Source organism: Terrisporobacter hibernicus (assembly GCF_020809405.1).
Taxonomy (GTDB): Bacteria; Bacillota; Clostridia; order Peptostreptococcales; family Peptostreptococcaceae; genus Terrisporobacter; species Terrisporobacter petrolearius.
Genome location: NZ_CP081135.1, coordinates 808,053 through 820,893, shown reverse-complemented (window position 1 = coordinate 820,893; position 12,841 = coordinate 808,053). Strand labels below are relative to the sequence as shown.

General features: G+C 29.8%; 11 protein-coding genes. All 11 read left to right on the top strand.

From position 1 onward, the window contains the following. The first annotated feature begins 82 nt into the window (after nt 1-82). Complete coding sequence (locus tag JW646_RS03970) at nt 83-559, top strand: hypothetical protein (protein ID WP_228416671.1); 477 nt, start codon at nt 83-85, stop codon at nt 557-559. Nucleotides 560-832: 273 nt separating this feature from the next. After that, nucleotides 833-2,584 (top strand): GAF domain-containing SpoIIE family protein phosphatase, encoded by a 1,752-nt coding sequence (locus JW646_RS03965; protein WP_228416670.1) that lies wholly within the window; start codon nt 833-835, stop codon nt 2,582-2,584. A gap of 8 nt (nt 2,585-2,592) precedes the next feature. Continuing rightward, on the top strand, nt 2,593-3,192 hold the full coding sequence (locus JW646_RS03960) for a flavodoxin family protein (protein ID WP_228416669.1): 600 nt from the start codon (nt 2,593-2,595) through the stop codon (nt 3,190-3,192). Nucleotides 3,193-3,239: 47 nt separating this feature from the next. After that, complete coding sequence (locus JW646_RS03955; RefSeq protein ID WP_272491856.1) at nt 3,240-4,649, top strand: sigma-54 interaction domain-containing protein; 1,410 nt, start codon at nt 3,240-3,242, stop codon at nt 4,647-4,649. Nucleotides 4,650-4,862: 213 nt separating this feature from the next. Continuing rightward, nucleotides 4,863-5,933, top strand: a complete 1,071-nt coding sequence (gene ord / locus JW646_RS03950; RefSeq protein ID WP_228416668.1) for a 2,4-diaminopentanoate dehydrogenase — start codon at nt 4,863-4,865, stop codon at nt 5,931-5,933. 44 nt (nt 5,934-5,977) lie between these two features. Beyond that, nucleotides 5,978-6,286 carry a 2-amino-4-oxopentanoate thiolase subunit OrtA gene (ortA, locus tag JW646_RS03945; RefSeq protein WP_074918694.1) on the top strand — a complete coding sequence of 103 codons (309 nt, stop codon included), beginning with the start codon at nt 5,978-5,980 and terminating at the stop codon, nt 6,284-6,286. Then, nucleotides 6,279-7,712: a 2-amino-4-oxopentanoate thiolase subunit OrtB gene (ortB, locus tag JW646_RS03940; protein WP_228416667.1), complete on the top strand. Its 1,434-nt coding sequence runs from the start codon at nt 6,279-6,281 to the stop codon at nt 7,710-7,712. Before ortA ends, ortB begins: the two co-directional genes overlap by 8 nt. A 67-nt stretch (nt 7,713-7,779) precedes the next feature. Beyond that, complete coding sequence (locus JW646_RS03935; RefSeq protein WP_074918690.1) at nt 7,780-8,181, top strand: ornithine aminomutase subunit alpha; 402 nt, start codon at nt 7,780-7,782, stop codon at nt 8,179-8,181. 1 nt (nt 8,182) lies between these two features. Then, nucleotides 8,183-10,390, top strand: coding sequence for a D-ornithine 4,5-aminomutase subunit OraE (gene oraE, locus JW646_RS03930; RefSeq protein ID WP_228416666.1), 2,208 nt, complete (start codon nt 8,183-8,185; stop codon nt 10,388-10,390). Beyond that, the gene (locus JW646_RS03925) at nt 10,383-11,786 is read left to right on the top strand and encodes a GlmL-related ornithine degradation protein (protein ID WP_228416665.1); all 1,404 of its coding nucleotides are present in this window, start codon (nt 10,383-10,385) and stop codon (nt 11,784-11,786) included. The genes oraE and JW646_RS03925 overlap by 8 nt, the downstream gene beginning before the upstream one ends. Continuing rightward, on the top strand, nt 11,771-12,832 hold the full coding sequence (orr, locus tag JW646_RS03920) for an ornithine racemase Orr (RefSeq protein WP_228416664.1): 1,062 nt from the start codon (nt 11,771-11,773) through the stop codon (nt 12,830-12,832). The genes JW646_RS03925 and orr overlap by 16 nt, the downstream gene beginning before the upstream one ends. Nucleotides 12,833-12,841 lie beyond the last annotated feature (9 nt).

Here is a 12,841-nt window from a genome sequence, read left to right as displayed (position 1 = left end):
AAAATTCATAATTTAAGTCTTAAAGTATATAAATTCAATATTTTACCAATAATATAAATAAATATTAAGAGGAAGTGAAATTATGATAAATAGTATAATTAAGCTGTTTTACTCAGAAGTGGTAAAGACAAAAATGAGCAATATGCCAAACAAAGATTATGAACTTAGAAAAGGATGTAGGGAATTTAGAAATATTACATTAAAAATAGATAGCTATTTATTTAAAGGATTAAAAATAATTTTAGCACTGTTTATCCTTTATTTATCATTTAGTGTTAAAATACTTCTTGGTGTAGGAGTATTATTAGTAGAAGTAACTTATTTAGTTTATAAAGTTAGTTATGAAAAGCAAGTAAGAGAAGCAATTAAAAATGTAAAAAACAATATAGAAATATCAGCAAATAATTTTATTAATGAAAATGGAAAGAGAGGAATTAATTTATTAATAACTCTTATCATTATAAGTTTGCTTACAGGGTTTAATTATTTTATAGGCATAAGTTTTATAATAGTATTTATTTATACAGTTAGAAATATATACGAAGGATTTAAGCAATAAAAGTATCTATGACCTTTAATTATAAAGTTGAATAAACAAATAATTTGATTTTGGGTATATAAATGAATATACCCATTTTTTATGCAACTAGATTTAAAGACAATATATGAAGTATAATTAAATTATGGTGATTGAAATAACAATATATATTTATTCCTAAAGATGCAAAAAGGCAATTTATCTATATAAATAAATAATATTATGTTACAATAAGTTTTATAAAAAAGTAAATCTTATATGAGGGAAGGGTGTATACTTATGACCAATATTAATATGAAAATTAAAAATTTAGTAGATATATCTTCGTTAGTTACAGAATCTACTAATTTTTTTGATATAAAGGATAAAATAATTGAAAAAATGCTTGAAGTGGTTTTTCCCAGAAAAGCTTGTGTTAACTTATTTTATAATAGTGATTATAAGCATGCCTACTTAGTATGTTCAAATAGTTTAGATTACATAAGAGAAACTTTTAAACCTGATGAAGCTAAAGGCGTAAAGTTTGATTTTTATGAAGATTATCCAGAGTACATTCATGATGCAGTAGAATTTAAGAAAATAATTTATATAAAAAATGTATTCGAAGATGAAAGAGCTGTAAAGGAAAGAGATTTAGCAAAGCTTGAAAAATATACAGGAAGAGTTGTATTTCCTTTAATATATAATAAAAAAGTAGTAGGTTTTATGACATGTTTCTTAGATGAAGACGATATTTTGAAAGATGAGGATATAGACTTTGTATCTTCTATAGCTTCATTAATTGCCTTATCTATAGAAATAACAGAAAAAAATAGCCAAAAGAATTTTGTGATTGATAAACTTAGAAGTTCTCTAGAATTAATAAGTGAAGCTACAAGAAAACTTTATCAAAATAAAAATATAGATGAGTTCTTAGTCCATTTAAGTGATATAGCTAAAAAAACTACAAAGAGTCAAGATTCAGTTATACTAATAGACAAAAATAATTGTAAAAATAAAATATTTAGGTCTTACTGCAAATTGGATGAAAAAGATTTTAATATGGAAGATACGGTTAATTTGCTTTTATCAAAAAATGTTCAAGGACAGTATGTAAACGATAGAGAGCAATCAAAAGATATAAACTTAAATGTAGATACATATATTTTTTATAAATTGTCTAATGAATCGGAGTCTATTGGTGTGATTTTATGTACAGATGGAAAGAAATATGAAGATGATGATTTAAATATATTGAGTATATTATCTAAACAGGTTACAGTTGCTATGCAACTTTATGACTATAGTGAAAAAAATGTAAAGCATAAGTTAATTGCAAAAGAATTAAATATTCTTAATAAACAACAAAAACTTATAATGAACGATAGTAAGATGGAATGTAATAATGAAAAAGAATTGGAATTTTATCATAGACCTGCAACAGTTGTAGGTGGAGATTTTTATTATGCCCACAAAATTGATGATAAAAGAGTGGCTTATATTATTGCAGATGTTATGGGCCATGGTATAGTAGCAAACTATATGGTTGCCATGATTAAAGGTGCATTTAAAACCTTATGCTATCAATACAAAACACCTGGAGAAATAGCAACTTATCTAAATAAAATATTATATGATGAGTTTGATAAAATGGGTGTATTTGCTACAGCTTTAATAAATGTATTTGATACAGAAAGAAATATATTATCTGTTTCTAATGCAGGTCATTATAGTCCTATAATTATTGATGAAAATGGCCAAGTAGTGGAGAGTCTTAATTGTAAAAAGGGAATTCCTATAGGAGTATTACCTGAGGGAGAGTATCATAGCAATACTTTTAGTGTAGAAAATTATCCTATGATATTTATGTTTACAGATGGGATTTTAGAAATTAAGAATAATGCTAAGGAAGAGTTCGGTGTTGATAGGTTGAAGCGTTTTGTAGAAAATAACTACAAAAACAATAAAAATAGAATTGTAGAGAACTTAAAAAAAGAAGCGGAAAAATTTACTGGAAATGACAATTTTGATGATGATATTTTAATTTTAATGTTAAAAAATATTTAGGAGGGATTATGGATAAACATAATAAAGTTTTAATTGTTAATGGTAGTCCAAGAAGAAGTAAAAATTGTAGTAAAATAATTGATAATATAACTAAAAAATTAGAAGAAAATAAGATTAACTACGAAGTATTAAATATTTATAAAATGAATATTGACTACTGTACAGCTTGTGGATACTGTGAAAGAACAGGAAAATGTATTATAAAAGATGACATGACACCACTATATGAAGATTTTGATAAATCTATAGGAACTATTGTAGTAAGCCCTATGTTTTTCCAAAGTATTTCTACAAAGGTGAAAACATTAGTAGATAGAACACAGGTGTTTTACTCAAGCAAATACATATTAAAGAAACCATCTATAGATGTAAAAAAAGAACGTAGAGGAATGTTTATAGCTGTGGGAGGCCAACCTGCATATGAAAATCAGTTTTTAGGTGGACAACTTGTAATGGATTTGTTCTTTAAATGTATAAACACTAAATTAATTTCAAATGTTTATATGAGTAACAGTGATGAAGTACCATTTGACGAAAATAAGGTATTTCAAGAAGAATTAAGTGGGGTGGTGATAAATTATATAAATGAAATAAATGACCTTATATAAGAATCATAAAATTCATAATTAAGTCGCTTATTTTGGAGGGAGAGTTATTGAATTTAGAACTGTATGAAATATTAATGAGGGAAATATTATTAAATATTGATGAGGGGATACATTTCATAGATAAAAATGGAAAAACTATAATTTACAATGACTACATGGAAAAAATAGAAAAAATGAGTAAAAATTATGTGATGAATAAGTCGTTTATGGATATTGTTGATGAAATAAATATAAAAAATAGCACATTATTAGAAGTATTAAATAAAAAAAAGACCATAAAAAATAATATGCAAAGATATGTTGATAAAAATGGAAAAGAAATAACTACAATAAACACTACAATCCCAATTATAAATGGAAATGACTTTATAGGTGCTTTAGAAATATCCAAGGATGTTACAACAATGGAAACTATGTCTGAACAAATTATAAACCTAAAAAAAAACTCAACAAATAAAGAAAAAAAAACATACAGAAGATATAGGTTTGAAGATATTATAGGAAACAGTAAGTTGATGAAAGCCTCCATTAAAAAGTGTGAGAAAGCCAGCAAGTCAGATGCATCAGTTTTTATATATGGAGAAACTGGAACGGGCAAAGAATTAATTAGCCAATCTATACATTATGCTAGTAGTAGAAAGCAATATCCTTTTATAGCACAAAATTGTGCAGCATTACCAGAATCTTTATTTGAAGGAATTCTCTTTGGAACCATAAAAGGAGGATTCACAGGGGCGGTAGATAGACCTGGTTTATTTGAACAAGCGGATAAAGGAACTTTATTGTTAGATGAAATAAATTCAATGCCAATGATGTTACAGGCAAAGCTACTTAGAGTATTGCAAGAAGGTTACGTTAGAAGAGTTGGAGGAACAAAAGATATTCCTGTTGATGTTAGAGTTATAGCAACAACAAATGAAAGTCCAACTCAAATATTAAATGAAAACAAAATAAGAAAAGATTTATATTATAGGCTAAATGTAATAAATATAGAAATACCACCATTAAGAGAAAGAAAAGAAGATATCTCCTTGCTTTGTGATATGTTTATTAAAAAATATAATAAAAAATTGAATAAAAATGTAAAAGGTATATCTTATGATAGTATTAACTATTTAAAAAAACATAACTGGCAAGGAAATGTAAGGGAATTGGAAAATGTAATATATTCTACTATGAGTATGATGGATAATGAAAAAAATATAGTTCCTGAAATGATTCATTTAAATGAATACTATTATTTAAAAGAAAAAAAAATAAATGAGGAGTATTCTTTAGACGACTTAGAGTATAAAACATTAGATCATATTATAGGAGATGTTGAAGAGGGATATATAATAGAATCTTTAGAAAAGACTGGATATAATGTTAGTAAATCAGCAGCTATTCTAGGAATAAATAGGCAAAACTTGCAATATAAAATGAAAAAGTATAATATAAAAAATTTTAATAAATAAAAAGAGCAAAAAAATTTGCGTAAGAGCAAAATATTTTGCTCTTTTTTTATTTGAAAAAACTAATTAAGGAAAAACATAAAAGTAAAAATAATAAATATATGAGCTAGACAAAAGGTTTGAAAAGAAATTAAGATTGATAATTTAAAGTTGGCATAGTTTGTGCTTCATAAAGATGTAAGAAAATTAAAACAATTTATTTGGGAGGATATAGTTATGAGAAAAGTAAGAATAGGAATTTGGGGATTTGGAGCAATGGGAACAGGAATGGCTAATATGATATTAAAAAAAGAAGGTATGGAAATTACATCAGTTTGTAGTAGAAGTACTGCAGGTAAAAGCATATATGATGTTTTGCAAATAGAAAGAGGAAATAGAAGTGAAGTTATTATAAATGGTAATTATAAAGAAGCTTTCACAGAGAAATGTTGTGATGTTGTTTTATTAGCAACTGACTCTTTTACAAAAAAAGCTTTTGATAAAATAATTTATTTATTAGAGAATAAAATAAATGTTATATCTACGGCTGAACAAATGGCGTATCCACAAGCTGATGACCCAGATTTAGCTAAAAAAATGGATGAAGTTGCCAAAGAAAATGGTGTAAGTGTTTTAGGAACAGGAATAAATCCAGGTTTTGTATTAGATTTATTGGTTTTAGCATTATCAGGAACTTGTGAGGAAGTTGATAGCATAAGTGCTAAAAGAGTAAATGATTTATCTCCATTTGGAAAAGCAGTTATGGCAGAACAAGGAGTTGGTGTAACTAAAGAAGAGTTCTTAAAAGGTGTAGAAAACAATACAATAGCAGGTCATGTTGGCTTTGTAGAATCAATAAATATGATTGCAGATGGATTAGGATGGAAGTTAGATAAAATAGAGCAAACAAAAGAGCCAATAATGACTACAGTAGATAGAAAATCTAAATATGGAGAAGCTTTATCAGGAAATGTTGCTGGTTGCAGACAATGCGGATACGGATATGTAAATGGAGAAGTTCTAGTAGAAATGGAACATCCACAACAAATAATACCAGAAGCTGAAGGAACTAAGACAGGAGACTACATATCAATAAAAGGAATACCAAATATAGATTTACAAATAAATCCTGAAATACCTGGAGGAATAGGAACTTATGCAATGATAGTAAATTCTATACCTTTAATAATAAATGCAAGACCAGGTCTAAAAACTATGTTAGATATACCAGTACCTAGAGCAATAATGGGTGACGTAAGAGATCAAATAGAAGTTGAATTAGAAGAAGATGTAAAAGTAGAAATATAAAATAGAAGTTAAAAAATATATAGTGTTTAAAGGGGGAAAACAAAATGGATGCTAAATGCAATGATTGGGTTATCATACACAACCTAGTATTAACTCCTGATGAAAGAGCGCCACAAGTTCCAGATGATACTAAAAAAGTGCCGTTGGAAATGTGGGTTAAAGGATTTATACAAAAAGATGCTAATGTAGGGGATTTAGTTGAAGTGAAAACTATAACAGGAAGATTTGTAAAAGGTAATTTAGTTCAAGTAAACCCATATTATACTCATGACTATGGGAAGTGTATACCAGAGTTACTTCAAATAGGAATTCAAGCAAAGGAAATATTATTTGGAGGTGAGGATAATGAGTAGTAGTGTTTTAGAAAAAGATATGAGCTATGAAGCTGTTATGGGAAGAAAAAATGAAATAATGAAAAATGCCATAGGAATAGATTACTCATCTTTTGAGAAAGATGGCATTGGATTTGATTATGAAAAAATGATGAGTGAAACTGGATACACATTGGAAGAAATAGAATCTATTCAATCACAATATGCAGTAGGAAACACTCCTATAATAGAACTTAAAAATTTAACTGATTTAGCGAGAAAATGTGCTCCAAAAGGAAAAGGAGCTAGAATTTTTATAAAAGATGAGGCAATGAATGCTTCTGGTAGTTTTAAAGCAAGAAGAGCAGCTACTGCTGTATATCATGCTAAAAAAATGGGATACAAAGGTGTAATAGCAGCAACTAGTGGGAATTACGGTGCAGCTGTAGCATCTCAAGCAGCTATGCAAGGATTAAAATGTATAATAGTACAAGAATGCTATGATTCTAAGGGAATAGGTCAACCAGAAATTATAGAAAAAGCAAGAAAATGTGAAGCTTATGGTGCAGAAGTTGTTCAATTAACAGTTGGACCAGAGTTATTTTATACATTTTTAGTTTTACTTGAGGAAACGGGATACTTTAATGCCTCTTTATATTCTCCATTTGGTATAGCAGGTGTTGAAACTTTAGGAGATGAACTGTCTACTCAATTCAAACAAAAATATGGTAAGAACCCTGATGTGGTTGTTTGTACTAATGCAGGTGGCGGTAATCTTACAGGTACAGCAAGAGGTTTGATAAAAGCAAATGCATTAAATAGTCAAGTAGTAGGAGCTAGCGTTGACCTAAAAGGATTACATATGGCTAGTGACAGTCAGTTTAATAGAAAATCATTTACTACAGGACATACAGGTTTTGGAATACCATTTTGTACATGGCCAGATAGATCTGATGTTCCTAGATCAGCAGCTAGACCACTTAGATATATGGACAGATATGTACTAGTTAAACAAGGAGAGGTATTTTATATAACTGAGTTGTTGGCACAGTTGGAGGGTATTGAAAGAGGACCTGCAGGAAATACATCTTTAACAGCAGCATTTTCTCTAGCGCAAGAATTAGATGAGGAAAAAATGATAGTAGTTCAAGAAACTGAATACACTGGAGCAGGAAAACATATTAATCCTCAACTTACTTTTGCCAGAGAAAATGGAATAGAAATAAAATTTGGCAATCCAAAGGATGAAATAGCTGGTAAAAATTTAATTCTACCTCAAAGCCCAGAACTATTAAAATGTGTAGATGTTGATATTAATAAAATAAGAAAATCTTATATAAAAAATTGTGTTCTAAACAATAAAATAAATGATGTTAATAATTTAAGCAATGATGACATTGAATTCCTAATGAAAGAGACAAAGAGCTCTAAGGAGTTTGTAATAGAAGTTATAGATAATTTGAAATAAGAGTTATTAAATAAATATAAATAGGTGAAAACCATAGTTTAGTGGTAAATAAATGAGGGGGATATATATGGAAAAAAGACAAGATGATTTTGAAGTTAGAAGAAAGCATCTTCAAGAGCTAAGTGATCAACAACTAAAGGATAGATTCTGGCAATTAGCAAGCCAAATAGTTGATCCAATGGTAGAACTAGGCAGAAAAAATACAACACCATCAATAGAAAGATCTATTTTGCTTAGAATGGGATTTTCTTCTCTTGAAGTAAAACCAATACTAGAGGGAGTTATGGAAAGAGGATTAATAGGAAAAGGTGCTGGTCATGTAGTTTACAAATTAGCAACAAACAAGGGTATAACAGTTAGAGAAGCAGGGTTAATGTTAATAAATGGTGAAGGCTGGGATGAAGTAATAGAATTGTTTCATAACAATGAAAAACCAGGTAAGGAAGTAACTGTAGAGGGGGGGAATTAGAATGCTAAAAGAAAATAAAAAATTAGATATAGATTATATTCTTAAAGATCTAGATAAATATAGACCCAAAAGAAGAGGATGGACATGGAGAGAACATGTAGAAAATCTTGAAATGGGCCCATTTGAATACAAGCAAGCTACAAAACCTCTAACAGATGGTGTTGCATTACCATCAGCTAAATATTTTAATAATATAGATCCTCAGCCTGTACCTGTTATAACTACTGAAATTGCATCAGGAAGATTTGAAGATGATATAAGAAGAATGAGAATGGCAGCTCACCATGGTGCGGATCACTTAATGGTTATAAGAACTGCTGGGCAATCACACTTTGATGGTCTTATAGAAGGTACCCCTCAAGGAATAGGTGGTGTTCCAATAACAAGAAAGCAAGTTAGAGCTCAGAGAAAAGCTCTAGATTTTATAGAAGAAGAAGTAGGAAGACCTATTAATTACCATTCATATGTAAGTGGTATTGCAGGGCCAGAAGTAGCTGTAATGTTTGCTGAAGAAGGAATAAATGGGGCTCACCAAGATCCACAATATAACGTTTTGTATAGAAATATAAACATGATAAGATCCTTTGTTGATGCCTGTGAAGCTAAACAGATTATGTCATTTGCCAATATGGCTCAAATAGATGGAGCTCATAATGCCAATGCAACTGCTAGAGAAGCTTGGAAGGTAATGCCAGAACTTATGGTACAACATGCCTTAAACTCTATTTTCTCTGAAAAAATAGGAATAGACAAATCTAATATATGTTTATCAACAGTTCCTCCAACAGCTCCTCCTGCACCTTGTTTGAGAATTGACTTACCTTATGCTGTTGCACTTAGAGAATTTTTCAGTGACTACAAAATGAGAGCTCAAATGAATACTAAATATATGGACTCATCTACTAGAGAAGCAACAGTTACTCATGTGTTAAACCTATTAACATCTGTATTAACTAGAGCAGATGTGCAATCAACTATAACTCCTGACGAAGGGAGAAATGTCCCATGGCATATTTATAATATAGAAGCATGTGATACAGCAAAACAAGCCTTAATTGGTATGGATGGGCTTATGGATATGATAGAACTAAAGGATACTGGTGAATTAAGAGATAAGGCGAGAGAAATTAAAGAAAGAGCTGTACTTTACATGGAAGAAATCATTGAAGCTGGTGGATATTTTGAAGCTGTTGAGCAAGGATTCTTTGTTGATTCAGGAAATTATCCAGAAAGAAATGGAGATGGAATATCAAGAAAAATAAAAGGAGGAGTTGGAGAAGGCACTGTTTATGAAAGAGACGAAGACTATTTTGCACCTGTAACTGCTCACTTTGGATATAATAATGTAGCTCAATATGACGAAAATGCTATAGATAACCCAGCTTCATTAATTGGAGGTTCTACCTTTGAAAATCCTGAAAAAATAGTATATATAGATGAACTTGATGATTTTGACAATGTTGAAACGAGATTGAAAGAATCAGAAGAATATAGACTTGGAACTAAAATAAAGCCGGAGATGGAATGGTGTGCAGACGGTATAGTTATGATAACAATGATGCTTCCAACAGACAAAAGAACAGCTGAATTTGCAGCCCTTGAATTTGGTAAAAAGATGAATCTGGAAGATATTGAAGTTATAAGTAGAGAAGTTATGCACGAATCTGAAGGTACTAGAATTGAAATGAAAGGTAAGGTTCCTTTTGATATAGATATAAATAATTTAGTTATACCAGAAGAACCAAAAGTATTAAATGATGAAGAAATAAGAGAAGATATAGATGCTAAACCTATGAAAATTGTTGCAGCAACAGTGGGAGAAGATGAGCATTCAGTTGGACTAAGAGAAATAATAGATATAAAACACGGTGGTATAGAAAAATATGGTATAGAGTGTCATTATCTAGGAACGTCAGTGCCAGTAGAAAAATTAGTGGATGCAGCAATAGAGCTAAATGCTGATGCTATATTAGCATCTACAATAATAAGTCATGATGATATACATTATAAAAACATGAAAAAGTTACATGAGTATTGTATAGAAAAAGGTATAAGAGATAAAGTAATGATCGTTTGTGGAGGAACACAAGTAACACCTGAAATGGCCGTTGAACAAGGAGTAGATGCAGGTTTTGGAAGAAACAGCAAAGGAATCAATGTAGCTACTTTCTTAGTAGAAAAGAGAAGAGAAAAGGATCAAAATGCCTAATAGCATATTGGAAATAGATGTTCTAGTTGCAGAAATAGGAAGTACAACAACAGTTGTAAACGCCTTCAATAATATTAATGGTGAAGACCCTGAATTTGTAGGTCAGGGTCAAGCACCTACCACAGTTTTCGAAGGTGGAGATGTAAGAAACGGTTTATCAGGTGCCATTAAAGATTTAGCTAGTAATTTAAATGCAGGTGAAATTAAATATAAAGATATGTTTGCAACATCAAGTGCTGCCGGTGGACTTAAAATGACTGTTCATGGATTGGTTTATGATATGACGGCAAAAGCAGCAAAAGAAGCAGCTCTAGGGGCAGGAGCAGTTATTAAGCAAGTTACAGCAGGAAAAATAAAAAGAACTGATTTGAAAAAAATAAAAGAAATAAAGCCAAATATAATTTTGATAGCTGGTGGAGTGGATTATGGAGAAAGAGATACTGCCATATATAATGCAGAAATGGTAGCATCTTTAAATCTAGGAGTACCAGTAATATATGCTGGTAATGTGGAAAATTATGAAGAAATTAAGTTAATATTTGAAGAAAGTAATTACAAGCTTTATATAACAGAAAACGTATACCCGAAAATTGATTTACTAAATATAGAACCAACAAGAAAAATTATTCAAGATGTATTTGAAGAACATATAACTAAGGCTCCAGGTATGAAATACATAAAGGATATGGTGAACGAGAATATAACACCAACTCCTGGTGCAGTAATGGAAGCATCTAAACTTCTTTATAGAAATATTGGTGATTTGTTGACTTTAGATGTAGGTGGAGCAACTACAGATGTTCACTCTGCTACTGAAGGAAGTGAATTCATTAACAAAATTCTAGTAAATCCAGAACCAGTTTCAAAAAGAAGCGTAGAAGGTGACCTGGGTGTATATGTAAATATGAGAAATATAGTAGAAGTTATAGGCAAAGAAAGTTTACAAGAAGAACTAAAGATAGATATAGGTTCAATAATGGAGAATTACCCTCCAATACCAAAATCAAAAGAAGAAATATTATTTGTTGAAAGATTGACAAAAGAAGCAGTTATGAAAGCTGTTATAAGACATGTAGGGAGAATAAGAAACATTTATGGCACTAATGGAAAAAGCAAAATAGCAGAAGGCAAGGATTTAACAGGTGTTAAGTATATAATTGGAACAGGTGGAGCACTTACTAGACTGCCAAATAGAGTTGAAATTTTAGAATATGTAACTAGGTACAATAAAAATAAAGAATTCCTTCTGCCAAAAGAAAATACAAAAATATTAATAGATAATGATTACATTATGGCATCTATTGGTGTTTTATCAAAAAAATATGAAGAAGCATCTTTAAAACTTATGCTAAAAAGTTTAAATTTTGAGGAGAAAAAATTATGTACCCTAAATTAGAGATAGATATAAATAAATTAAAACAAAATGTCAAAGTTATTTCTCATATGTGCCATGAAAAGAATATAAGCTTAGCCTTTGTAACTAAATCCTTTTGTGCAAGAGAGCAAGTAGTAGAGAAGTTAGTTGAAGAGGGCATAGATTATATTGCAGATTCTAGAGTAAGTAACTTAAGAAAATTAAAGGATATAGATTTACCTAAAATACTTATTAGAATACCAATGATAAGTGAGTTAGAAGAAGTTGTAAAATACAGTGATATAAGTTTTAACTCAGAATTAAAAACTATAAAGGCATTAAACAAAATATGTGAAAGAAAAAATGTAATTCATAAAATAGTTTTAATGTTTGACCTGGGAGATCTAAGAGAAGGATATTTTTATGAGGATGATTTATTTAATGATATAAAAAATATTCAGAAATTTAAAAATATTAAAATAGTTGGTATAGCAACAAATCTTACCTGTTATGGTGCAATTATACCATCTACAACAAATACAGGAAGATTAGTTCAAATAGCAAGAAAAATTGAAAAAGAGTTTAACTTAAAGTTAGAAATAGTGTCAGGAGGAAACTCAAGTTCCTTAGATTTAATGATGAATGATAATATGCCAAAGGGTGTAACCAATCTTAGAATAGGAGAATCCATAGTTCTTGGAAGAGAAACAGCATATGGGAAAATCATAAAAGGAACATATCAAGATGCGTTCAAACTCGTATGTCAAATAGTTGAGTGTAAAGAAAAGCCATCAGTACCCATAGGAGAAGTGGGTATTGATGCTTTTGGAAATAAGCCGGTTTACGAAGATAAAGGAATTTTAAAAAGAGCAATTGTAGCAATTGGTAAGCAAGATATAGATACAGATTCTTTAATGCCAATAGACACTTCTATAGAAATACTAGGAGCAAGTTCAGATCACATGATATTAGATATAAGTAAATCAGAAAATGACTATAAAGTAGGGGATGAAGTGGAGTTTTTACTAACATACGGTGGTCTAATGTCAACTAGTACAAGTGAATATGTAGAGAAAATAATTTATTAGGAGTGATTA

What these genes read in the sequence shown, in the direction of transcription:
- JW646_RS03970 (WP_228416671.1), top strand. Translation starts at nt 83, where the DNA reads ATGATAAATAGTATAATTAAGCTGTTTTACTCAGAAGTGGTAAAGACA.
- JW646_RS03965 (WP_228416670.1), top strand. Translation starts at nt 833, where the DNA reads ATGAAAATTAAAAATTTAGTAGATATATCTTCGTTAGTTACAGAATCT.
- JW646_RS03960 (WP_228416669.1), top strand. Translation starts at nt 2,593, where the DNA reads ATGGATAAACATAATAAAGTTTTAATTGTTAATGGTAGTCCAAGAAGA.
- ord (WP_228416668.1), top strand. Translation starts at nt 4,863, where the DNA reads ATGAGAAAAGTAAGAATAGGAATTTGGGGATTTGGAGCAATGGGAACA.
- ortA (WP_074918694.1), top strand. Translation starts at nt 5,978, where the DNA reads ATGGATGCTAAATGCAATGATTGGGTTATCATACACAACCTAGTATTA.
- ortB (WP_228416667.1), top strand. Translation starts at nt 6,279, where the DNA reads ATGAGTAGTAGTGTTTTAGAAAAAGATATGAGCTATGAAGCTGTTATG.
- JW646_RS03935 (WP_074918690.1), top strand. Translation starts at nt 7,780, where the DNA reads ATGGAAAAAAGACAAGATGATTTTGAAGTTAGAAGAAAGCATCTTCAA.
- oraE (WP_228416666.1), top strand. Translation starts at nt 8,183, where the DNA reads ATGCTAAAAGAAAATAAAAAATTAGATATAGATTATATTCTTAAAGAT.
- JW646_RS03925 (WP_228416665.1), top strand. Translation starts at nt 10,383, where the DNA reads ATGCCTAATAGCATATTGGAAATAGATGTTCTAGTTGCAGAAATAGGA.
- orr (WP_228416664.1), top strand. Translation starts at nt 11,771, where the DNA reads ATGTACCCTAAATTAGAGATAGATATAAATAAATTAAAACAAAATGTC.